Origin of the sequence: Bacteroides sp. (assembly GCF_028690125.1) — a bacterium.
Taxonomy (GTDB): Bacteria; Bacteroidota; Bacteroidia; order Bacteroidales; family Bacteroidaceae; genus Bacteroides.
Genome location: NZ_JAQVBV010000013.1, coordinates 84,782 through 109,928 on the forward strand (window position 1 = coordinate 84,782; position 25,147 = coordinate 109,928).

At 39.6% G+C, this 25,147-nt stretch carries 15 protein-coding genes and 1 tRNA gene; 7 read left to right on the forward strand and 9 right to left on the reverse strand.

Annotation, left to right across the window (positions count from 1 at the left end; genetic code table 11):
* Positions 1-86 precede the first annotated feature (86 nt).
* Positions 87-1,217: a DNA/RNA non-specific endonuclease gene (locus PHO71_RS10655; RefSeq protein WP_300202868.1), complete on the reverse strand. Its 1,131-nt coding sequence runs from the start codon at positions 1,215-1,217 to the stop codon at positions 87-89.
* A gap of 95 nt (positions 1,218-1,312) precedes the next feature.
* On the reverse strand, positions 1,313-2,338 hold the full coding sequence (locus PHO71_RS10660) for an endonuclease/exonuclease/phosphatase family protein (protein WP_300202870.1): 1,026 nt from the start codon (positions 2,336-2,338) through the stop codon (positions 1,313-1,315).
* Between the two features lie 200 nt (positions 2,339-2,538).
* Between PHO71_RS10660 and PHO71_RS10665 the strand changes: the two genes are divergently transcribed.
* The 5 genes from PHO71_RS10665 to PHO71_RS10685 all read left to right on the forward strand — a co-directional run bounded on the left by PHO71_RS10665 (position 2,539) and on the right by PHO71_RS10685 (position 12,184).
* Positions 2,539-5,070, forward strand: a complete 2,532-nt coding sequence (locus PHO71_RS10665) for a TonB-dependent receptor (protein ID WP_300202873.1) — start codon at positions 2,539-2,541, stop codon at positions 5,068-5,070.
* Positions 5,071-5,111: 41 nt separating this feature from the next.
* A complete protein-coding gene (locus tag PHO71_RS10670) occupies positions 5,112-5,969 on the forward strand; it encodes a DUF5689 domain-containing protein (RefSeq protein ID WP_300202876.1) in 858 nt (285 codons plus the stop codon).
* 20 nt (positions 5,970-5,989) lie between these two features.
* Complete coding sequence (locus PHO71_RS10675; RefSeq protein WP_300202878.1) at positions 5,990-8,074, forward strand: DUF6359 domain-containing protein; 2,085 nt, start codon at positions 5,990-5,992, stop codon at positions 8,072-8,074.
* Between the two features lie 293 nt (positions 8,075-8,367).
* Positions 8,368-9,225 (forward strand): DNA/RNA non-specific endonuclease, encoded by an 858-nt coding sequence (locus PHO71_RS10680; RefSeq protein WP_300202881.1) that lies wholly within the window; start codon positions 8,368-8,370, stop codon positions 9,223-9,225.
* A 409-nt stretch (positions 9,226-9,634) separates the two neighbouring features.
* On the forward strand, positions 9,635-12,184 hold the full coding sequence (locus PHO71_RS10685) for a TonB-dependent receptor (RefSeq protein ID WP_300202884.1): 2,550 nt from the start codon (positions 9,635-9,637) through the stop codon (positions 12,182-12,184).
* A gap of 11 nt (positions 12,185-12,195) precedes the next feature.
* On the opposite strand, the gene PHO71_RS10690 is transcribed toward PHO71_RS10685, so the two are convergent.
* The 4 genes from PHO71_RS10690 to PHO71_RS10705 form a co-directional block, all read right to left on the reverse strand.
* On the reverse strand, positions 12,196-13,569 hold the full coding sequence (locus PHO71_RS10690) for a glucoamylase family protein (RefSeq protein WP_300202887.1): 1,374 nt from the start codon (positions 13,567-13,569) through the stop codon (positions 12,196-12,198).
* Positions 13,570-13,641: 72 nt separating this feature from the next.
* Positions 13,642-15,960 (reverse strand): beta-glucosidase BglX, encoded by a 2,319-nt coding sequence (bglX, locus tag PHO71_RS10695; RefSeq protein WP_300202925.1) that lies wholly within the window; start codon positions 15,958-15,960, stop codon positions 13,642-13,644.
* A gap of 15 nt (positions 15,961-15,975) precedes the next feature.
* A complete protein-coding gene (locus tag PHO71_RS10700; RefSeq protein WP_300202890.1) occupies positions 15,976-17,511 on the reverse strand; it encodes a RagB/SusD family nutrient uptake outer membrane protein in 1,536 nt (511 codons plus the stop codon).
* A 23-nt stretch (positions 17,512-17,534) separates the two neighbouring features.
* Positions 17,535-20,582: a TonB-dependent receptor gene (locus PHO71_RS10705; RefSeq protein ID WP_300202892.1), complete on the reverse strand. Its 3,048-nt coding sequence runs from the start codon at positions 20,580-20,582 to the stop codon at positions 17,535-17,537.
* 772 nt (positions 20,583-21,354) lie between these two features.
* On the opposite strand from PHO71_RS10705, the gene PHO71_RS10710 reads away from it, so the two are divergent.
* Together PHO71_RS10710 and PHO71_RS10715 are read left to right on the forward strand one after the other, a co-directional pair.
* Positions 21,355-22,155, forward strand: a complete 801-nt coding sequence (locus tag PHO71_RS10710) for a hypothetical protein (protein ID WP_300202895.1) — start codon at positions 21,355-21,357, stop codon at positions 22,153-22,155.
* Positions 22,156-22,239: 84 nt separating this feature from the next.
* Complete coding sequence (locus tag PHO71_RS10715) at positions 22,240-22,938, forward strand: hypothetical protein (RefSeq protein WP_300202898.1); 699 nt, start codon at positions 22,240-22,242, stop codon at positions 22,936-22,938.
* A gap of 110 nt (positions 22,939-23,048) precedes the next feature.
* Here PHO71_RS10715 and PHO71_RS10720 read toward each other — a convergent pair.
* From PHO71_RS10720 to PHO71_RS10730, 3 genes are all read right to left on the reverse strand, one after another.
* Positions 23,049-23,130, reverse strand: a tRNA-Leu gene (locus PHO71_RS10720).
* A gap of 72 nt (positions 23,131-23,202) precedes the next feature.
* Positions 23,203-24,225 (reverse strand): S41 family peptidase, encoded by a 1,023-nt coding sequence (locus PHO71_RS10725; RefSeq protein ID WP_300202900.1) that lies wholly within the window; start codon positions 24,223-24,225, stop codon positions 23,203-23,205.
* Between the two features lie 32 nt (positions 24,226-24,257).
* On the reverse strand, positions 24,258-25,130 hold the full coding sequence (locus tag PHO71_RS10730; RefSeq protein ID WP_300202928.1) for a DUF3316 domain-containing protein: 873 nt from the start codon (positions 25,128-25,130) through the stop codon (positions 24,258-24,260).
* Positions 25,131-25,147: the final 17 nt, after the last annotated feature.

Genomic DNA, 25,147 nt, shown 5'->3' on the forward strand with positions numbered 1-25,147 from the left:
CCTTAATAAATGAAGTGCATCTCAAGAGTTGGTTTTAAAACTTTTGGGATGCACTTCATTTTGAAATTTAATCTGATAGGCGGAGATTACCAGCTCCAATCACTTTCTTTATAATTTGCTTCAACCACGCTTTCTATATTGTCCGGGAGGTTGTGGAAGAAGTCAATTTCAGTATATTCTTCAAGTTTATCTATAGAGACGGCATAACTTTTATAGCTTTCTTTGCTAGGATATGATTTATGTTCGAACCAGAAACCTATTGCATGATATTCGCCACCTTTTAGTGAGAGAATTGCCATATAGAAATATTTAGGAACCGGAATTGTATGATCCGCTTTTATATATTTAATAATATTATTTTGCTTGTCAATAGTTCCTCCTTTTATAGTATAAAGGGTATCTTGGTTGTTGGTAATCGTTCCCCATCTCTGGACACATTTTTCCAAATTCGCCCATATACCGCCATTAAATCCGTCTTGAATTTGTGGATTTATATTCGACATATAGAAAGTCTGTAAATTAGCTTCTTCAGAATATTGTCTGTCACTTGACGCTATCAAGTGTCCTCTACTATATCCTGAATTAGTATAATCGGTGTAGTGGGTTTGATATTGGGTTGGTATTGACGGATCTTCCGTGAACTTATCTCCACGGCCTGCATCATTGTCAGGAGTTGCTGTGCTGAAAGTACAAGCTGACCAACGGGCACTTTTTTGTGTACAGTCATATTCCAGACTGAAAGTTGGCAATTCTTTCCCATTGACAGTGGTCGTATGAGTAATAAATAGATTCATGTTTCCTCCTTTTAACTTGGGAATTTCAATTCTTCCTGCATAAATGGGGGATGTTCCAGTACCACTAGCCTGTTTCAGGGTAATTGTGGCACTCTCTTTTCCTGCTTCAACCGTAATCGTAGCATTACGCTCTACTCCTGTATTAGCTTCTAAGTATCCTGTGATGGAACTATTACCGTTTCCGGATACTTTGTTTAGCGTACACCATGTTTCACTGCTCGAAACTTGCCATGCGCCATCTGTTTTAATACGGATAATAAAACTACCTCCTTCTGCTTTTATTTCACTCTGATCAATAGTTGCGATTCCTTGATCGGTATTTCCGGAGTTTCCAGGAATATCCGGTATATCTTGTTCACTACATGATATGGCTATATAACTGACAAAAAAAAATGTGAATAGTCTAAATAATTGCTTCGTCATTTTGGATAGTATTTTATAAGTTTAGGAATAGACAGAAGGAAGTTATATACAGGTCAAAATTTCAAAATGTATTTGACCTGTATATACAAAGGGGTTTATTTTACCTCTTTAATTAGATAAATAATAGTTGGCAAGTGGTCGCTGTATCCATTGAGCCATACTCCTCCTGCTTGAGTACGCTTGGGATATCCTTTATATTTACCCTCTTTCTGGAACATAAAATCTTTGTTGAAGATTTCATGTTTATAGTACTTTAATGTACTGCGATCAGTACCCAACAGATTTCCGCTGAAGACGATCTGGTCAAATAGGTTCCATTTTCCTTGATACATCAGAGTGCCATATCCTTTTTTCAGGGTATCCCACCAAGGATTATACAAATCTGTTGGACCTACTTCGTTAGGTTTGCGTTTGGCTCCAAGTGAAACTGCCATACTTTTATCCATCGGGTCATCATTCATATCCCCCATAATAACAATTTTAGCTTCTGGGTCTTCATTAAGTAAAGAGTCTTTTATTGCCTTAACCTGTTCTCCGGCACGTTCGCGGGCAGGAGAAGCAGCTCCACGAGAGGGCCAGTGGTTTACAATGAAGTGCATTTTCTCTCCTGCTATTTTTCCACTGGCAATCAAAAAACCACGGGTTTTGTGCACGGTGTCATTTATATATATATAAGGTACGAGTTTGCTATGATCAAGTTCAAACAGTTTAGGGTTATAGAAGAATGCACAATCCACTCCACGCTGATCTTCTCCTTCGTAATGAATATATTTATAACCTCTCTCTGCCAATGCCGGTTCTTTCAGAAGGTCTTCCAGCACTCTGTAGTTTTCTATTTCAGATACGCCGATAATAGCGGGACCCATTGGAAGCTTGTCTGTTGCAAGTTTGCTTAATACTTCCGACATATTCTTCAGTTTAGCCTTGTACTTCATTGTATTCCACTGATTAGTACCGTTAGGCAAATACTCGTAATCATTTTTTCCTTCATCATGGATGGTATCAAATAGATTCTCCAAGTTGTAAAACGCAACACTGTATAGCGCATATTTCTTTTCTTGTCCGTAGGACATAAGGACGAAAAGAACGAGTATACCAAAAGTCATTAAACTTTTTTTCATCTTTAAAATTGATTTTAGAAGTGAGCTATATATCATATCTGTGACAAATATCTAAAAAGAAAATGGAAAAACCGCCTAAACCATGTAATTTTTTTGTTAATTTCATTGCTATTTATGAAATTCTTTGTTATTTTGTACGACCTTTTATTTTAACTACGTTTCAATGGTAGAGACCAATTAACATTAATATAAATTAAATTATGAAACAACGATTAGGGTTAGCGATCGTATTATTTTGTTTAGCGCCAACTATTTTCGCGCAACAAAAAGCAAAGCAAAACGCTCGTGAAGACAATGCTTCTTTCATGTTCACAGAATCACAGTTGAACGAAGATGACGATGCGGCTCAAAGTGTGCAGGCATTAGTCTCTTCAAACAATGATGTTTATCTGTCTAATGTTGGTTATTTGTTCAGTCCGATGAGATTTCGTGTGAGAGGATACGATTCTCAGTACAATGACATGTACATTAACGGAGTACAATTTAATGATGTAGAAACGGGACGTTTCAGCTACGGATTAATCGGAGGATTGAATGATGCTACTCGAAACAAGGAGGGAATCGGTCCTTTTGAAAACAATTATTTTACTTTTGGAGCGATTGGAGGATCAACAAATATAGATCTCCGAGCCAGCCAGTATTCAGCAGGATCAAAGCTGTCATTGTCAGGATGTAATCGTAGTTATATTCTCCGCGGAATGTATACTTATTCTACAGGTCTGATGAAGAATGGCTGGGCTTTCACCGGATCGGCAGGTTATCGTTGGGCAAATGAAGGTAATATAGAAGGTACCTTCTACAATGCTTTTTCTTATTTTCTGGCTGCTGAAAAGGTTTTCAATGACAAGCATAGTTTGTCTATTGCTACCTGGGGAGCTCCTACCGAACGCGGACAACAGGGTGCATCAACAGAAGAAGCTTATTATTTAGCTAATAGTCATTATTATAATCCTAACTGGGGTTATCAGAATGGAAAGAAACGTAATTCGCGTGTAGTAAATTCGTTTGAGCCTTCTGTAGTTGCTGCATGGGATTTCAAGATTAAAGATAATATGAAGTTGGTGACAAGTGCAGGGTTTAAGTATAGTAATTATGGAACCAGTGCACTGGGATGGAATGGAAATGCTGCCGACCCACGTCCTGATTACTATAAGAAAATGCCTAGTTCTATCTTCAATGTTTATAATGATGTTCCGACACCGGAACAGTTGAAACAGTTTGATGAAGTGACTGACTTATGGAAGGATAACAAATCTTACCGTCAGCTTGATTGGGATTTGATGTATTTCTCTAATCAACAGGCAAATGCACTGGACAAGGAAACGTTGTATTACGTAGAAGAACGTCACAATGACCAGTTGGCATTTAATTTCAATTCAGTATTTAATCATACCATCAATGAAAACAGTAGTTATACAGCCGGTATTGCAGTTAATACGACGAAAGGTATGCATTACAAAAAAATGAAAGATTTGCTCGGTGGTGAGTTATATACTGATATCGATAAGTTCTCTGTTCGTGACTATGGAGAAAACTCTTATATTATCCAGAATGATTTGGATCATCCGAATCGTCGTATCGGAGAAGGTGATAAGTTCGGTTACAATTACAATATATTTGTAAACAAACAGAGTGCCTGGTTACGTTATCAGGGTAAAAGCGGTTCTTTCAGCTATTTCGCTTCTGGTAAAATTGGTTCTACACAGATGTTCCGTGACGGTTTGATGCGTAATGGTCGTGCTCCGTTGAAGTCTTTGGGTAGCAGTGGTACTGCAAAATTCTTGGAAGGTGGTGTGAAAGCCGGTTTAACTTATTTCCTTAATGGTAACCACTCATTTACGTTGAATGCCGGATATGAAGATCGTGCTCCGTTAGCATATAACTCATTTGTTGCTCCACGTATCAAGAACGATTTTGTCAGTGACTTGAAGACAGAACAAGTTTATGGTGGCGACTTTACTTATAATTTCACAACTCCGGTTGTAATGGGACGCATTACAGGATATTATACCCGTTTGCAGAATCAAGTAGAGTTGGAAGCTTTCTATAACGATAATGAATCCCGTTTTACTTACTTGTCTATGAATGGCATTAAGAAAGAACATTGGGGTGTAGAAGCTGCTGCTACTTTCCGTTTGACTACAAACTTGTCTTTGACTGCAATCGGTACATGGTCGGAAGCAGAATACATGAATAACCCGGTAGCTACCCGTACTTACGAGAGTGAGAGCGAATCCAATCCTGACCGCGTATATGCAAAAGGTATGCGTGCTAACGGTACTCCGCTTTCTGCTTACAGCTTGGGCTTGGATTATAATATTAAAGGTTGGTTCTTCAATTTGACCGGAAATTACTATGACCGTATCTATCTGGACTTCTCTGCTTACCGCCGTTTGGAAAGTGTATTGACTCGTGATAATGATGGTTCGGTAGATGCTAATGGTAATTTGGTAGGTGTAAAAGTTCCTTCACAGGAAAAACTGAAAGGTGGATTTATGCTTGATGCCTCTGTCGGTAAATACATTCGTTTGAGAAATGGTAAGAGTGTTAGTATTAATCTGAGTGTGAATAATGTTCTGAATAATACAAATATGCGTACTGGCGGTTATGAACAGAATCGTGATGATACTTATGATGATGGTTCTATGCGTACTTATATGTTCTCTAAGAACTCTAAATATTATTATGCGCCGGCTATCAATGCATTCTTGAATATCGGTTACAGATTCTAAAATGTATTTTTGGTACAATTAATAAATAAAGAAAAATGAATATGAAGAAAATATTATCTATAGGATGTACCGGAATGTTGGTGTGTGCTTTGAGTTTCAGCTCGTGCATGAACGACTTTGATACTCCGGTTACAGGCAATGCGTTTGGTAATAACTCGATCGAGCCAGAACGTACAATAACAATTGCCAACTTGAAAGAAAAATATGACGGATTTATAGATACCAGTACGGATACATATACCACCATTGAAGGTAAAACACGTATTGAAGGTGTGATTGTAGGAGATGATGAAAGTGGTAATATCTACAAGCAGTTGGTAGTGGCTGATGAGACAGGAGCTATCATTGTGGGTGTTAATAATACAGGGCTTTATGCAGCTTGTCCGGTAGGTCAGAAAGTCGTTATTGATTGCGAAGGATTGCAAATTGGCAGTTATCGTAAATTGGCTCAGATCGGTACTACTTATGAAGGTAAAGTAGGTCGTATGCCGGAATATGTATGGAACAAGCATGTGCGTATTATCAATAAGCCACAGATGTTTTATGAAGAGTTGAAACCACTTGAGATTTCTAATGCTACGGAATTGGCAGCGATAGATATGAAACGTGCTCCGTTATTGGTAACACTGAAAAATGTGAAGTTCCCGCAGGCAGATGGCAAGGTGGCTTTCGCACCGGAAGAAGATGTTGCTGGTTCAACTTTAAGTTTTGTAGAACGGACTATCAATTTTGCAGACGGTACACCATGTAAAGCAGTTGCTCATACCAGTATCTATGCAAATTTTTCTAAGGATGTGCTTCCACAAGGAAATACAGATGTGACTGGTATCTTGACTCGCTATAATGCTAGCTGGCAGTTACTTATTCGTACCAGTAATGATATTCAACGTAATAATTAATAAACTAACAATACACAATTATGAAAAAGATTCTAAATGCTTTATTCTTGACACTGCTTGCAGTGATCACATTTAGTGGATGTAGTGATGTTCCTTCTCCTTATGATATTAAGAGTGAAGGGGATGATAATACAGAGACAGTTGGAAGCGGCACAAAAGAAGATCCGTATGACGTAGCAGCTGCAATGAAAAAGCAAGATGGTTCGGAAGCTTGGGTAATGGGATATATTGTAGGTAGCATAAAGGATAAATCCATATCTACAGATTCTGAATTTACAGGACCTTTTACTAATCCTGCAAACATTCTAATTGCTGCTTCAGCGACTGAAACTAATTATAAAAACTGTATTCCTGTACAATTAGTTTCGGGTACAGATGTACGTGCTGCCCTTAATTTGAAAGATAATGAAAGCAACTTAGGTAAAGTTGTTACTATAAAGGGTACTCTAACCGGCTATTTTGGTGTTCCGGGATTGAAGTCGCCAACGGCTGCTATACTTGATGGTGTAGAAATTGGAGATAGCGGTTCTGAACCTAGCGGTGATTTAGCTTCATTACTTGATCCGACAAAGACTGTTCCATCAATTGTTAATAAGTTCGATAATGCAGTGAATGACGCTGAATATAATCAAGAAGGTTATGTGAACTTTGCTGAGGTTGGTACAAGAACTTGGAGAGGCAAAGCTGCTGGTACAGATATGCGCCTTCAGGCAACAGCCTTTGGAAGTAAGGATGCTTCTGATATCGCATGGTTTATTACTCCGGCACTTGTTATTAATGATTTGCAAGTTAAGAAAGTAACATTTGATTGTGTATCTGCTTATTTTGTAGAAGGTACAAAATTCGAAGTTTATTTCTTAGAGAAAAATGGTGATAACGTGACGAAAACATTGATTAATGTAGGCAATATTCCACAAAACACTGATGCTGCGTATTCTGACGTTGTTACTTTAACAGGTGATTTGTCTTCATTTGGTGGTAAGACTGGATTTATCGGATTTAAATATACTGGTAGTTCTACAGCTACAGGTACTTATCAGATTGATAATTTATATGTGGGAGTAGAAGCAGGTGGTGAAGGACCAGACCCTACGCCGGAGGAGAACACTATTTTCACAGAGACTTTTGGTACACCTGTCAGTGCTAATACTAATGTAGCAAACTTTACTGGATGGGATAATCAGAATTTTACTTTTACTGTGGCTGACCCAAAATGTAATATTCGTGCTAAAGCACATATGACGGAAAGCAACAGAACCGAAACAAACAAGGTGAACAGTATTTGGTTCCCAGCTAATTTTGATCATTCATTTACCATTTCGAATATTGATGCATCAAACTATAGTAAATTCATTGTTAAATATGAATTAGGCGCCAATGTATTTGGTGCTGGAAGCTCTATTGATTTGAATGTATTGAAAGTGTCATTAAATGACGTAGAGGGAACTGCTTCAAGTAAAATTGTTAGCAAAGATAATAATGACGCTAATGTCTTTTTTGAGATGCAGGTTGAACTGAATGTGAAAGGAACTGCAAGTTCTACATTGAAATTCTCAGCTATCGGAGCAGATAATACAATGGGATTCATTCTTTATAATGTAAGATTGATTGGCGTGAAAGATGGAGGTGATGAACCGACTCCGGATAGCCCTTATACAAGTAATATAACAATGCCTGAAACATCATGGAGTAATTCATCTGATGCGGCTTATGGTGGTATTGTTAAGATTGGAACAGATGCGACAGAATATCCTATTGTGAAACTCGGAACGGCGAAACTGGCAGGTGTCTGGAGTTCACCAGCATTAGGAGCTGCCAAAAGTAAACTAGCTTTTTATGCTGTTGGTTGGAAAGGAAAGTCTGGCATTCTGACCGTAACAATTGAAAATGGTGGAGCATTTGAAGGAGGTGAGAGCTCTAAACAAATCAATTTAGCAGGAAATGATGGGGCTACTGGTAATTATCCGTTTACGATTACTCCTGCTGATTCTGATTATCATGAATTTGCTTTAACAGGAATTACAGCTACTTCTACAATCAAATTTAAAACAGCTGATGAGTCAGCAGATAAACGTGCAGTAATCTTTGGTATTAATGTCAATTAATGCTGCTTTTGATAATTGATAAGAAAAGGGAACAGATCACTGTTCCCTTTTTTTTATGAAAGTACAAGAACTGTTTGAAGTACATTTATAGAACTTTATATTTGCGCAAAAAAAGTAAAAAGATGCTTCATGGTAAATTGATATAGTATAAATAGATAAAAGAAAACGTGAAGATGATTGAAAATAAAATAAAAGCTTGAGCCCTAAGGCGGATTATCCTTATCTTTGTATTCCTTGTAGGGTAAGCAACTACTGCTTATTAAAAATATATACTCAAACAAGATTAATATATTATGAATATTGGAAAGAAACGTTATTTTTATATTTGGTTGAGCTTTTTATGCTTAAGTTTTGTATCCTGTAGTAAAGATGAAGAAGAACTCAGCTCTGACAATTTTGCAATTGGTATTGTCGAACTACCGGCTTTGCGTAATGGGGCGAATGATATGTTTGTAACCCATTCTACTACATTTAATGGTAAGAAAGTGACTACTTTCAGCATGGAATATGATAAAAGTAAAAAGCATTCACGTTGGATAGCTTTTCGATTTGATAGCCAGACAAAACAGACTAATGTATCTCGTAGCAATGAGCCTTTTGATGCAGACCCTTTTATACCACAGCAATTTTTACGTGTCCAGGCCGATTTTGGGAGGCAGGGATATGATAGGGGACATCTTTGTGCTTCTGCCGACCGGCTTTATTCAAATGAAGCAAATGAGCAAACTTTTTATTATTCAAATATGAGCCCTCAAAGGAATAAATTTAATGTTGGAATTTGGAGAGATTTGGAAGCAAAAGTACAGACATGGGGACGTAGTTGTACTACTTCGGATACATTATATGTAGTGAAAGGGGGGACGATTGATAGAGAAGATCAGATAGCTAAATATATTGGTGATGACCGTAGTAAACCAGTTCCGAAGTATTACTATATGGCTTTATTATTTAAAAAGAGCGATTCATTTAAAGCCATTGCCTTTTGGTTGGAACATACCGATATACCTAAATCCCAGAACCTTGCAGATTATGTACTTTCTATTGATGAGTTGGAAGAAAAGACGGGAATTGATTTCTTTCCAAACTTAAATGATAAGTTAGAGAATGTGCTAGAAGCAACATATTCAGTAAAGGCTTGGAATGGTTTATAAACAATGTATAGTTTGAAAAAATCACTAAGTATCTTTGAAGAAATCTTCCTAATGTTCGTACTCAAACATTGGGAAGATTTTTTTCTTATAGCTATGCGATTTGGCCGATATAAGATTTATCAATTTTGTAGTTAATAGAGGTCTTATTGGGTATATATACCCACCATGATGGGCATATATACCCAATAAATTGTATGATATCAGTTGTGAACCTATGATTGAGATTTACGATAATTAGTATGGATGTATGAGCCCATTACAATAAGTAATAATCTTTTTTATCTCTTCTTTTTATATTCTTAACTCCGAAGGCTTCGTAATAGCAAAGAAACCACTTACTTTTATCACGTTTTTATCATAGCCCCCAATATGACAAAGGCGAATAAACTAAAAGATAATTATTCTAGGCATGAGACACAAACTATTTCTTTTATCACTATTCGTGTTCACCTTATCAATGAGTGGTTGGGCACAAAACTCGGTATCTTTTTATACTGTTAAAGGAGTGCTTCTGGATTCATTGACTCAGGAGGGGGAGCCGTATGCAACAATTAAGATAGTAAATAAAGACGCACCGGATAAAGCGGTAAAGATGGCCGTGACAGGTGCAAATGGAAAGTTTCAGGAGAAATTGAATGTTGGACCAGGAGATTATATACTAACGGTTTCTTCCATTGGTAAAACTACTGTTGTAAGGGAATTCAGCTTGAAGCCTTCTGCCCGGATCGTTGATTTGGGAACAATGCTTTCGGCAGAAGCCACTAATGAATTGAAAGGAGTGGAGGTTGTAGCACAGAAGCCACTGGTGAAGGTCGATGTTGATAAGATAGAATATAACATAGAAGATGATCCAGATTCTAAATCCAATAGTATCCTGGAGATGCTTCGGAAAGTTCCTTTGGTCACGGTAGACGGAGAAGATAATGTTCAGGTGAATGGTAGCAGCAGTTTCAAAATACACATCAATGGAAAACCTAATAATATGATGAGTAGTAATCCTAAAGATGTATTGAAGAGTATGCCTGCTAATTCGATTAAGTATATCGAAGTGATTACCTCTCCGGGAGCTAAATATGATGCCGAAGGAATCGGGGGAATTCTTAATATTGTGACCGTTGGAGGTGGCTTCGACGGCTATACCGCTACTATTCGTACAAGTGCGGGGAATAATGATTCGGGAATCGGAGGTTATGCAATGATAAAGCAAGATAAACTGACACTTTCTGCCAATTATAACTACAACTATAATTATCGTCCGAACAGCTATTCCAACAGTTACCGCGAAAATTATGAATCGGATACGGAAAAATATTTGGAATCTCAGAGTAGATCAAAATCAAGAGGAAGCTTTCAGCATGGCAATCTGGAAGCGAGCTATGAAATTGACTCTTTGAGGCTGCTGACTGTGGCTTTTGGTATGTATGGCGGTGGTAGCAAAAATAATAGCGATGGTACAACAGCAATGTATGCGGCAAATTATCAAGATATTGCTTATCGTTACCGTACTGATAATCATGGTAAATCTTCCTGGTACTCAATTAATGGGAATATTGATTACCAGCGGACAGCCCGAAGTAATAAAGCGCGGATGATCACTCTTTCTTATAAGATAAATACTCAACCACAGACAGATAATTCTTATAATACCTATCTCGATATTTCTCCGGAGGATCAGACTGATAATATCGTAGATCGTTTGTTACTAAGAAATTATCATTCGGACGGTAAAACGAACAACATCGAACATACCTTTCAGGTAGACTATACCACCCCAATTGGGAAACTTCATACCATTGAAACCGGAGCAAAGTATATTTTACGGCGTAATTCCAGTGATAACCAATTTTTTGAAGCGGCAGGAGTAAGTGACGATTACCTCTATAATGAAGACCGTAGTAGTGATTACCGCCATTTGAATCATATTTTGGCTGCTTATGCCGGATACACATTGAAATATAAAGTATTCTCTTTTAAACCCGGAGTACGTTATGAACAAACCATACAGCGTGTGAAATACATCGTCGGTCCGGGAGAGAACTTCAATTCCAATTTCAGTGATTGGGTCCCTTCTGCTTCTTTGGGGATGCAGGTGGGAAAAACACAAAATATACGAGGTAGTTATAGTATGCGTATCTGGCGTCCGGGCATCTGGAACCTGAATCCTTATTTTAATAATCAGAATCCGATGTTTATTAGTCAGGGAAATCCAGATCTGAAAACGGTAAAAAGCCATGCTTTTGACCTCTCATATAGCAACTTCACGGCTAAGTTCAATATCAATGTGGCACTGCGTTATTCTTTCCAGAATAATGGAATTGAAAATATCAGTCGTCTGATCACTGCACCGGGTGGAGAGATTTTTGATGATAATCCTGAACATCTGGCTCCAGAAGGTGCTTTATATAGCACTTATGCTAATATTGGAAAGAGAAAAGAGACCGGACTGAATTTATTTCTGAACTGGAATGCTACCTCCAAAACACGTATCTATATGAATGGACGTGGAGATTACACCGATCTGCGCAGTGAGGCGCAAGGATTACATAATTATGGTTGGAATGCTTCAGTTCATGGCGGTATTCAACATACTCTTCCTTGGAAAATTCGTTTGAGTCTGAATGCAGGAGGAAGAACTCCAAATATTAGTTTACAGGGTAAAGGCTCCGGTTTTCAATACTATAGCTTTGGAATCAACCGTTCGTTCCTAAAAGAAGAACGCTTGACACTGAACGTTTATTGCAGCAATATTTTTGAGAAATACAGGCATTTCGATAATCATACGGAAGGGATTAATTTTATCTCGAAGAGTTCCAGTAAATATCCGAGCCGTTATTTCGGATTTAGCCTCAGCTACCGGATTGGCGAACTGAAGGCCAGTGTGAAAAAAGCCGCCCGGACTATAAATAATGATGATGTGAAAGAAGCAGGGAGAGAAGAAACACAGGGAGGCGTTCAATAGCCTCCCTTCGGTTATCCTATTTTCTTATTGGCATCCTGTCTGAAATTGTTGAAACCTAATTTAGTCAATCCTGCTTGTACATCAGGATGGCTCATAAAGAGTTTCCACAATAATCCTGTCCGGTAATTTTCTATCATAACGGCAATAGGACCTTGGTCAATAGCAAGATAACGTTTCGGATACCAGTTGTCCGTTTCGCTGAAAGCATCGTAGAAGCCGAATGGACCGAAAACTTTGTCTCCCATATTGTACAGGTGACGCATAACTTCCATCGAGTATTCCGGTGTATAGACAATGGACGAAAGTGCAGCAGTAGGAGAGATGACACCTTTGTCATCCTGTTCATTCGGAGAATGAGCTGCATATCCGTCTACTGAATAACTGGCTGTCAATCCCCAACAATCAGGTCCGAAACCTTTGTAATGCTTTGGATTACGAATGCAGTAAGCCCGATTCACTAATGTCAGATTACGCATCTCGTCGAAATAACTAGGACAGTATTCATCTTTTAATCCCACAGGATCAAGTCCCAGGAAGGAGTATTGTGCCCAAAAGAGCGGTCCGGCTTCTGTACCCTGATAGCGGAGATGTAATTCGATACCTTCTACTTTGTGTGGAGAAACGATAGCTCCGTTCTGTGCCCATCCATCATGATAGACAGCTGCGGGTACTCCATGTGTAGGAGAGGAAGCGGCAAGAATATACATAATCATACATTCATTATACCCATGTACGGGAAAATCCATCTCCCAACCGTAGGTAGGACTCCAATGCCAGTAGAGAACATTCTGCCCTCCTTGGCGATACCAGTCCCAGTCTACCTCACGCCAAATCTTGTCAATACGTTTGGCCAATGCTTTTTCTTTCTCGTTCCCATTGACATAATATTGATGAACGGCAAGCAATCCTTGTATCAGGAAGGCTGTTTCCACCAAGTCGCCTCCATTGTCTTTCTGGCCGAAAGGTTTTACTTTTCCGGTATCTCCATACCACCAATGCGGATAAGCTCCATAAAAGCGATCTGCTTTCTCCAAAAAAGAAACGATTTGCTCCATGCGTGATAACCCTTCTTTACGGGTGACATAACCGCGATCTATTCCCGCAAGAATAGCCATAATACCGAATCCGCTACCACCGGAAGTAACGACATTTGCATCATTTTCAGGATAAACACCATCTACATGATAACGTTCGGGAGCAAGTCCGCTGTTTGGTTCTGCTCCGTCCCAAAAATAAAGAAAGGTACGCCGTTGAACTGTATCCAGTAATGCGTCATCGGAGATTTCTGTGCCACTATCAACAGTCTGTCCCGCAGGTTTGTTTTTACAGGCTCCTACTATTAAAAGTAAGCAAAGGAGCGGCAAGTAAATATAGTTTTTTATCATACTTCAATAGGTTTAATATGAGCGATATCAACCTGAACTCGATAGATAGTTAATCGAGCTCAGGTTGGTTTATCATTCGCGTAATGTGAATTTTGCTGATTTTACGTCCCGGCTGTTCGTACCAATCATAACTTCAAATTCACCCGGCTCGGCAACAAATTGCAGGTCATAATTATAGTATTTCAGCATTTCCGGTGCTATTTTGAAATAAACATATTTCACGTCTCCCGGTTCCAGAAATATTTTTTGGAAACCTTTCAATTCTTTGACGGGGCGGGTAGAACTGCCCATCAGATCACGGATATAAAGCTGTACTACTTCTGTACCGGGCCAGTTTCCTGTATTGGTGACCTGCACTGTGGCTGTCAGTTCACCAGTCATATCGATGCTGGAATGAGATAAAGCCACATCGCTATAAGAGAAGGTAGTATATGAAAGCCCATAACCGAATGGATAAAGCGGTTCATTATCTACATCCAGATAATTAGTGCGGAACTTTTCAAACCATTTACCTTCGGCCAGTGGTCGTCCCGTATTCTTATGTGCATAATAAAGAGGAATCTGACCAACATTCTTAGGAAAACTCATTGTCAGCTTACCTCCCGGATTAACATAACCGAACAGGGCATCTCCAATAGCATAGGCTGCCTCACTACCGCCAAACCATACATTCAGTATAGTAGGTACATTTTCCTGTTCCCAGTTTAGTGTGAGTGGACGCCCGGTGAATAATACAAGTACTACAGGCTTCCCTGTTTTCATTAACTCTTTCAATAAGTTCTGCTGTACATCCGGAATATTCAGGTCTGTCCGACTACTACTTTCTCCACTCATCTCCGAAGATTCACCTAAAGCTGCAATGACAATATCAGACTGACGGGCTACGTTTAGAGCTTCATCCAATAATTCCTGATCTGTCCGGTTATCCCGGTTCAGTGAACGCCCGAACATTGTGGCACGTTCTTCGTAAGCTGCATCACTAATCAGGTTACTACCTTTTGCATAGAGGATATTAGCCTTTCCCGCAGTCATCTCTTTCAAGCCTTCTATCAATGACGGACAACGATCCAATACAGCTGCTACACTCCAAGTACCCGGCATATTTGCCCTACTGTCAGCTAACGGGCCTATCACAGCAATATTACCTTTCGGCTTGAAAGGTAGCAAAGGTTCCGGAGCTACTCCCGGGCGTCCTGGTACAGGATCGTTTTTCAGCAAAACAAAACTTTCAGCTGCAATTGTGCGAGCTGCATCACGATGCGCTTTTGTAAATATGTCACGCGCCGGACGTTTCGGGTCACAGTATTTATATGGATTATCAAACAATCCTAACTTATATTTAGCTTCCAGAATACGTCTGCAAGCTGTGTTCAATGTTTCCATTGAAACTTTTCCTTCCTCAACAGATTTTTTCAGTGTACCAACAAATCCTTCGCTGACCATATCCATATCGACTCCGGCGTTGATAGCCCGTGCAGATACTTCTTGCAGATTACCGATTCCGTGGTCTATCATCTCAGAAATTCCCGTATAGTCGGTAACAACGAAACCATTGAATCCCCATTGACCACGCAAAACATCCGTCATCAACCATTTATTGGCAGTAGCAGGAACACCATCTACTTCGTTGAACGATGCCATCACACTACCTACACCTGCTTCTACAGCAGCTTCGTAGGGTAACATATAGTCATTGAACATCCGTTGGCGGCTCATATCCACCGTGTTGTAATCACGTCCGGCTTCGCTTGCTCCATATAATGCAAAGTGTTTTACACACGCCATAATTTCATCATTTCGTTGCATATTCTTCCCTTGATAACCGTTTACCATTGCTTCGGCAATCATTGCTCCCAGAAATGGATCTTCACCGCTACCTTCGGATACACGCCCCCAACGGGGATCACGTGAGATATCTACCATCGGACTAAATGTCCAGTTGATGCCATCTGCACTAGCCTCAACAGCAGCGATACGTGCCGATTCTTCAATTGCAGTCATGTCCCAGGTACAAGATAACGCTAACGGAATTGGAAACATCGTTTCGTATCCATGAATCACATCCATTCCGAAAAGTAACGGAATACCAAGACGGGAATTCTCTACGGCCTGTTTCTGTACATCCATAATCCGGTCTACACCTTTCAGATTGAAAAGACCTCCTACTTCGCCCTTCTTTATTTTGGCAGCAATATCACTGCTTTTGGCTTGCCCCGTAGTAATTTCCCCTGTCACCGGAAGATTTAACTGTCCAATCTTCTCTTCCAGAGTCATTTTTTTCATGAGAGCATCGATAAAACGATTCATATCTTGTGGCGACTTTTGTGCCGCCACATTCATAAGTCCTGCCGAAAGTAGCAGGACTAGTAAACTTAATTTCTTACAGTTCATCATTCTAGCTAGTTTTTATTGAATATAGTCAGGATTCTGTACTAACACTCCTTTTGATTTATCAATTTCTGACTGAGGCAATGGGAGCAATGCATTCTTAGGTTGGTAATTTACCTTTCCGGCAGCATGTAATACTTCACTGGCAATACCCCAACGAACCAAATCATAAAAACGGTCGAATTCCATTCCTAATTCTACACGGCGTTCGTGACGGATAGCTTCGCGAAGTTTTGTCTGGTCATTCGTTGTCACTTTACTCAGTATACTTGTATCCTTGCCTCTGGCACGTGCACGTACCATTTCGAGAAAATCAACGGCTTCTTCGGGGATTCCTTTTTCATTTGCCGATTCTGCTGCCATTAATACTACGTCTGCGTATCGGATCAGACGGATGTTCACCCAGAATCCTTTATTGGTAAATTCCTTGCGTAATGCCGGGTCCGTATAAACTTTCTTATTGAAGTAAGCACCTATTGCCGGCGATACTGGAGATTCTCCATAAGGCGTATTAGTGTTTTCCGGGGTGATAGGGTCACTATCCGACCTGCGGAAATAGAGTAGAGTTGCATCTTTACGCGGGTCATTAGGTTCATAAGCTTCTGCCATATATTCAGTTGCCATATTCCAACCCCATCCAAGGTCCCATTTATCAGCTCCCCGCACTCCTTGTACTTCTGCAAACTGACTGCCAATAATATCACTTTGAGGAAGAGCAGCTGTTGCGGTACATTGAAGCTCAAATATAGAACCCCCGCTGTTTTCTCCATCATCCGTAAATATCTCGTCATACGGAGTTTTGAGATTATATAATCCTTTATTGATGACATCGGTTGAAGCGGTGTACATATTGTTCCAATCGTTACGCATCATATAAGTACGTGCATGTAAGGAACGGGCTGCTCCCCAAGTGAGTCGTCCAGTATATTCGCTGCTCCAAGTATCGGGGAGATTTTCTTCTGCTGTCTTAAGATCTTTATCAATTTGTTCGTAGATCTTTTCGGCAGTAGTTTTCGGAATATTAGCTTCGGAAGCGTCGTTGATCTTGTAAGTAACTAATGGAACTTGACCAAAAGCCCGTACCAGATTGAAATAACAGTAAGCACGGAAGAAAGAGGCTTCACCCTTGTTGATCATGTCCTCAGTTTCTGTTTGACCGGCTGTTTCTTTAGCGGCAATCGCTTCGAGAATATCATTACACTGATAAATAACAGCGTAATTCTGTCCCCAATAAGCTCCTAATAGTCCGTTGGTAGCTGTGTAAACAAAGTCGTCGTACATTTCAGCTATGTCCGAGCCGTCACTGGCAATACTACCTTTTTCCGCATCTTCGGAACGGAAACTGTGAATGGCAAATGCAGGAGGACCGGCAGTAATATTATAATTACGCATCAGTGTGTACACGTTGTAAATTTTTCCGTTCACCAGTGCATTCGGATTATCATCCTCAGTGAACTGTCCCTGTGGGCTGCGATCCAGAAAGTCGCTGCAGCTACTGATAGCTATTGCTGCGGCAGCGATAAAGGTCGATAAGATATATTTAGTCAGTTTCATATTTCAATCAGTTATTAATGGTTTTAGAAGGTTAAGTTAATACCGAATGTATAAACAACAGGTACAGGGTAACTTCCGTTATCTACCCCGAAAGCGGTAGCTGTACCACCTAATTCAGGGGAGTAACCGGTGTTATGCTTCCAGGTTTTAAGGTTCTGTATATTGACGTAAACTTTCAGAGCTTGCAAGCGGATCTTTTCTAGTAGTCCTTTGTCGAAAGCATAAGCCAGTTGTACGTTACGGATGCGGAAGAAACTACCATCTTCAATATAATAATCAGAGTTCAGCATATTGATGGAATGTTTGGAGTCCAACAGCGGTTGGCTGTTGGAGGTACCTTCACCACGCCAACGATCCAGGCGTTGCGCCAGATAGTTGAACTGTGCAAAGTTATAGTTATCCCAGGTACGGAAAATCTCGTTTCCGTGCTGTCCCATCATGTCAATGCCTAAAGTCCAGTTTTTGTAAGTCAGTCCCAGAGACAAACCGTAAGTAAAGTCTGGAGTAGGATTACCGATCATGGTACGGTCTTCGGGAGTGATATCCCCACTACGATCTACATCAGCAAATTTCAGGTCACCAGGGGTAACAGTGGCGAGTGTGTTTTTAGGAGAAGAGTTGATATCTTGCTGTGATTGGTATACACCTGCCACTTTGTAACCATAGAAATATCCGATTGGATAACCGGCCATGGTATAGCTTTGTTGCTTGTCACCTGCAATAATGGAATATCCATCCTGAACGAGGCTCTTTACTTTATTCTTGATTGTGGTGAGATTGGCACTGACTGAGTATCCCCAATCGCCTATCTGGTCACGCCAGGTAAGAGCCATTTCCACACCTTTGTTTTCAATCTCTCCTAAGTTACCGATGCCCGGAACTGTTCCTGAGATACCGGGAACTTCTGCAAGAAGGTCTTTCGTATTCTTTTTATAATATACTCCTTCGAAGTGCAGACGATTCCGAAGCACGTTTGTTTCGAATCCGACTTCCCATGCTTCTACTTTTTCCCACCGAAGGTTAGGATTAGGCAAATAGGCAAGCTGATATCCCGGATAGATGATAGATGGTTTACCAAATACCGCAGAATAAGCATTTGATAATAGAGGTTCGGCAGGATATGCCCTATCCAAATTCTGGTTACCCAGAGTACCGTAAGATGCTTTGACTTTCAACATATCCAGCCAAGTGATATCTTTCATAAATTCTTCCTCGCTCATCAGCCAGCCACCTCCTAAAGAGAAGAAATTCTGCCATTCGTTACCTGTGTATGAGAAGGCTGAAGAACCGTCACGACGGAACGAACCGTTGAATAGATATTTTCCTTTATAGTTGTAGATGACACGTGCGAGTAAAGATACGGTACTTCGTTCCCACTGGGTACTTTCGTTGGTTGCAGTAGCTGCATCCCCGATGCTTACAAACCATTTGTCCGGATCATCCGGAATGACCAGACCTACTCCTTGTTTACGAGCTCCGCCAAGGCGGCTCAACGAATTATAGTAGGTGGTGAAACCGGCAGTTGCTGTCAGATTATGGTTACCATTATCAAAACTGTTGGTATAAGTCACTAAGTAGTCACTTTGCACTTTTGTCTCATTCTCTTTGAATTGGCTGATTTCAGTCTTACCCGTTCCTAAAGTAGAAACATCACCACTAACGGCGTCATCATAAACTTTCACGATGGGCGTATAAGTCCGTCCGTTGTTGGAAGCATAATCCATAGAGAATGTTGTTTTGAAAGTAAAATGGTCCAAAAAGTCCACTTCGCCGTAGATACTTCCTGATGCACGATAATTTTCAGCTTTAGTTTTATTGGCTTTTAATTCCACATCGACCATAGGATTGTTGATCTGTGCTTTCTGGAATTCAGGTAAAGCAGCATAAAGACCGAATTCATTATTATATACGGGAGCAATAGGAGTGGCACGGAGTGCACCTAATACTTGTTTGGCATCTGCCGGAAGCATACGGGCTCCGTTGAACTGGAATCCTACTTTCAGGTAATCAGTGATTTTGTAATCATTGCTTGCATTGATTGTTACTTTACTGTATTTTTCATGCTTAATATTACCTTGCTCGTGAGAATAACCTACACCTAGATAGAAACTGTGTTTAGGAGAAGCACCGGTAATGCTGATGTTATTATTGGTAACAAAAGCAGTCTGGAAGATTTCATCCTGCCAGTCGGTATTGGCATCCCAGCCCGTGTAGTCGAACGGATTATCTTTCTGGTTGGAAAGCTGTTCGCTGTAGAGTTGTCTGAATTGTGGTCCATTAACAAGATCTATTTTGTCTACTACTTTTTTGAAGCCAAAGGAAGTATTAATGTTCACTAATGTCTGTCCTTCTTTAGCTTTCTTAGTGGTAATAATGATAACACCGTTTGCACCGCGTACACCAAAGATTGCTAATGAAGAAGGGTCTTTCAGAATTTCCATAGACTCAATATCTTCCGGGTTAAGGAAGTTGATATTATCGTTGAATAGTCCATCCACAATATACAAAGGTTTGTATCCATTGATGGAGTTTGTACCACGGATACGTATTTCAGGATCAGAACCTGCCCGTCCGGAGTTTACGATTTGTACACCGGCTACCTTTCCTTGAAGCGAAGAAAGAGGGTTTGTTGCCGGTTTATTAGCAATTTCGTCTCCTTTGATGTTGGTAATGGTACCTGTCAAGTCCCTTTTCTTCGCGCTACCGTATCCGATGACAACTGTCTCGTCCAATAACTGTGAATCATCTTTTAGGATGACATTAATAACACTCTGTGTACCTACTTTGATACTTTGTGGAGTCATTCCCACATACGAGAATACTAACACGTCTTCCGGGGTTGCAGAAATTGAATATTTACCATCTATATTTGTGATGGCACCGGTAGAAGTCCCTTGTACGAGCACTGTTGCGCCTATCAACGGTTCATTGGCAGAGTCTGTTACTGTTCCTGTTACCGTTTTGGTCTGTGCAAAAGTGGAAACAGAAGTCAGCAACAAGCAAGCGAGCATCATGATGCTCTTAAACCTGAAGGCTTTTTGTTGAAGATGTTGTAAAGATCTAGTCCTCATTGCATTAAATTTTTCTATTTGTTATTATTTAGGTTGAAGTCTTTCTTGCCCTCTTAGGCCAAAGTCTTAAATGCAACAAATAAAATGCAAAAAAGATTTTGGAAAAGGGTAGAATGCCTGTTTTTAACACAAGGGTAAGGGTAAACTAAAACAGTTGTTAAGTAGTACAGATACTAATATGATTTTGATATATTATTTCAAATAAGACTTCAACGGACTCTTTGCAATTAGTGAGCATTTTTTGTTACCATGCTCTTACTTTGCTACCACAGTTGCTTTTCCACACTTGATTTATTTTTAGCGAATCTAACGTTGAACTCAAAAATTAAGATAGAAAAAAGACTAGTACCACCGAATTTAGCCTCGAATGGATATATGTGTTTTTTTCTTTGTCATTTTACCGATAGATAGTATGATGAATTATTGATTGGTCTAAGGCAAGATAAGCGGATATTTCAATACCTTGTAAAATTTAAGGATGTGCTTTATGTCGGTGCGGTTTCTTTTCTCAATTTTTGTAGCGTGAAACGCTCATCTTTTCTTCTGATGACTAGTTTCCCACTAGTGTGAATTTCTTTTTAGTATAGTGCTTTTTTTTATTTGTTGGTACTTATAGAATTATTTGCAATTATTTTTCTGTTGAAAAAATAGGATATATTGTTTTTTTTCTTTAATATTGCAGTTAAAGGATGCAGAATTATATTCATATGTTCTTAAAATAATTAATGCCAGATACTTTTTGTTTATGTTATTAATATAAAATTGAACTATTATGAAAAAAAGAACATTTTGCTGTAAGTTATTTACTTTTGGTTTGCTTCTATTAAGTTGTACTAATGAGTATGATGAATTAGCACTAGAAAAAGATTCTAAAAAAGACTTGAAAGAGTTGTCTTCTGCATACTCTTGTAATGGAAGTGGACAGTGCTTGCCTGTTGTTACAGTTACGCATCTGAATAAATATTCGTCAACTCCCGGGACTATGGTTACCTGGACATATGGATATACCCCTCATGAAAATCTAATATTTTCATATAAATTGGCATCTGGTTATACTGTTTCCGAAAGTATTAGTTCAAGTGGAAGCCTTTTCTTCTCAAATAATTCGACAAACTATACTTTTACTTGTACGTTTTCCTGCAAAGAACTAATATCTTCTAATTGCTCTTCATGTAAGAAAACCTATAGTCTTGTTGTGAAGGAAGATTCTGGAACTCTTGGTCCGTTGGGAGATTGTCAAAGGAATTATTTATCATATTCCATGCAGACCAATTATTCTAGCATTATTCTAAAAACAGAGAGTTCAGGTTCTATTATAGAGGATAAAAAAAACTATATGAAAGTAGACAGCTATAAAATATATAAACAAAAATCTTGGTCTGAGTTGGAACTAGTTCAGTCTGGGAAAGTAGTCCCCGATGTTACAGTTATAAATTATTCATATGATCCTAGTTGTCATTATGAAATAAGGTTCTATAGTAGTACTTGCGAAAATAATGACAAACATTACTTGTATGCAACTTATTTTGAGAGGATAACCCAACCTTTTTTGACTTTAATGAAAATTCATTAGTACTGATTAATAAATACAACAATGAGGCTAATGTCTGTTACACTATTGCTAGTTTTATGCTGTGCATGTCATTCCGGCAAAAACATGATTTTCTGTAAAGCTGTTGATATGTCAACGCTGGATTCTATTGCACCCAAGAGTTACATACTTCCCAAAGGACGGGTTTGCTATGTGGCTACTTCTTCTTACGATCACACTTATCCTGATATGAATATCCTGAAAGTAACCACCTCTTCCAATTTTATTCATTCGAACAGAGATTTGAAATTATCCGGTGCAGGTTCCACTGTCGCTAAAATGGATACCCTTATTCAGTCTCAATACCTGGTGACTTCTACTTTACAAACTGCATATAAGAAGGGAGATACCAAAAATGGGAAAGTTTATATTGGAAGTGATGAGTATCGTAACTCTGATAAAAGTTTGGATATTCAGAAAGTTACGAATGACTATCATCCAGATGTATGGATTGATTTGAGTGCATTTTCGATTCAGATAATCGGCGAACTACAATCGGGAGGTTCGGCACACAATATTCCTTTTGTTGCAATGACCAATGCCGCTTATGAGTCGGGTGGTATGTTCGGGAGTTCGTTTGGAAACATTGTCATGAAGTACACTGCTCTTTGGAAGATTACTGATACACGGATGGGCGGGGTTAAAGAGGTAAAACTAGAAGGGGCAATGAAGCGAAAAATTGCACAAGGAGATGAATTAGTTTCTTATCTGAATGAATGTGCCACTCAAGCCGGAACTGATTTCTCTAATCTGATTGCCCAATAGTGAAAGTCATGTGGTGAAACTCACACTCAAATGTAGAGTTGATGTTGGCTCCTATAGAAGCTAATTAGAAAAGCCTCCAAGACAGATTCTTGAAGGCTTTCTAGTTTTTGTGCGGATGATAGGACTCGAACCTACACGCCTCACGGCACCAGATCCTAAGTCTGGCGCGGCTACCAATTACGCCACATCCGCAAATGTCGCTTTTTGTTTAGCGGTGCAAAGATAGGAAGATTTTTTGATTTGACAAATAATTAAGCAATAAAGTTATTCACTTAGAATTTCGAATGCTTTTTCAATCAGGGTATCTTTGCCTTTAAGTTGATCTTCTTCCGTCATATTGATGGAAATATCAGGTATGATTCCATTCTCTAGCGGTTTCATGTTTTTGTCATAATGTGGACTGGCGGAGAAGCGAATACTCCATCCATTTGGTAGTTCTGAACTGAAAGGAAGTCCGGAACCTCCTCCCGTCTGATCTCCTAACTGGATAATATTACCACTTTCAATACTACGCATTACATTTACAAAGTCATTTGTTGCACTGTAACAACGGCGGTTAGTCAGGATCACTACTTTTTTCTGCCAACGAATGCTATTGGAGGGTTCTAAATAAATCGGCTCCGGATCTGAAAAATCGGAATGTCCCGGTCCGGTTTTGTGCTGCATAAATCCTGTCAGTACTTTTTTGTTTGTAAAGCGTGCGGCGATACGCTCGGAATATGTTAGATTTCCTCCACCGTTATCGCGTACATCGATAATCAAACCGTTGCAAGTGGAGAGATAGACTAGAATTTCATCCAGGTTTCCGTTTCCTACTCCGGAACTGAAACTTTCGTAACGGATATATCCGATATTGTTATCAAATATTTTATATTTCATTCCGGCAGAGGTACGATAACCCGAGCTGGCACTGCCTAAATAGCTTTGGTAAAGAATGTCTTTCCGGTAATTCCAGGGAAATCCTTCGTACCAGGCATCATAATAGGAGGTACGGCTGGCAGAGGAAAGATTTACGTGACCGTCTTTCAGAATAAATAGCATTTCGCTTAACTTGTCGAACAAGTCTTCATTGGTCATTTCTGGCGAAATATATTTACTGTATTCTTGGCGCACAGCATCCCAATCGATCCCTTTTTCATCAAGGAAGCAGTATTGTTGGTCGATGATCTTCCATAATTGTTCGAAGTTACCTACAGGATCATCAGCGTAATTGTCTTCTCCGATACATCCCGTTAGTAGGGGGATGCAACAAAGTAATCGGAATAGGTGTATTATTTTATTTTTCATTCTTACATTCTTCATTTTTCTGCTTATCGTTTTTAGTAGGCCTCTAAAGCAGGTGGCAAGGATATTGCCTGTTTATTTGAAACACGGAACAGGTTCTTTACAAATCCTACCATAAACACGTGTGAGTAGGTATGAGTTTTGATTTTATTTACATTCGATTGTTGCAAATCAGCCAGATAGCTGAAACGCATTTTGGTGTCTCCTATTGGCAAATCCACAGAAAGCATTTGGCGAAGGGAGGGTTGGTTGTGGAGAGAAGTAAACTGAACTACTCCGCCTGCGTTGCCCAACGAGAAGATCTCATAATAAGACTGTCCGTAATGTGGAGAGAACATCAATCCGATCAGTGGTAAATTGACCTGATAACGGAGTGTAATCGGATAACGCTTGATTTTCAAGTGCCAGATTGCCATCCCTGAGGCGTCCAGATTAACAAATGCACGGGCAGAAGCCGGATTATTACCGTTGCGGAGGTTGTAAACAAATCCACCGTTGGCATCGAATAGCCCTCCTGCCAACAACTTGAAGTTCTCAGTCAATCGAAACTGATAATGGAGTCCATAGGTCCAGTTTGCCAATCCGGAAAAAGCATTGTTATTGTCGGCACGGTTGTGTGTATACCCTATGTCCGCCTGAAAGAAATTCTGTACGGAGACGTTTCCGTCGAACAGTTTTGTCATTCGCATCGTCTCACGCGAAATACGGAAATCAATTCCTTTGTACTCCTGGGGTGAGAGATAAGTGTCGAATACATTGGTAAAACCGACACCGTACATGGTGGAACGTGTCACGTAACGGACCGGATCGGAAAAGCCTTCCCCGCAACTTTTTTTATCCTGTCCCAAACTAGGGAGCGCATGGATTATCAATGCAATTAATACTATTATACTTCTTCTGAATTTTATCATTCTGTTCTATCTTA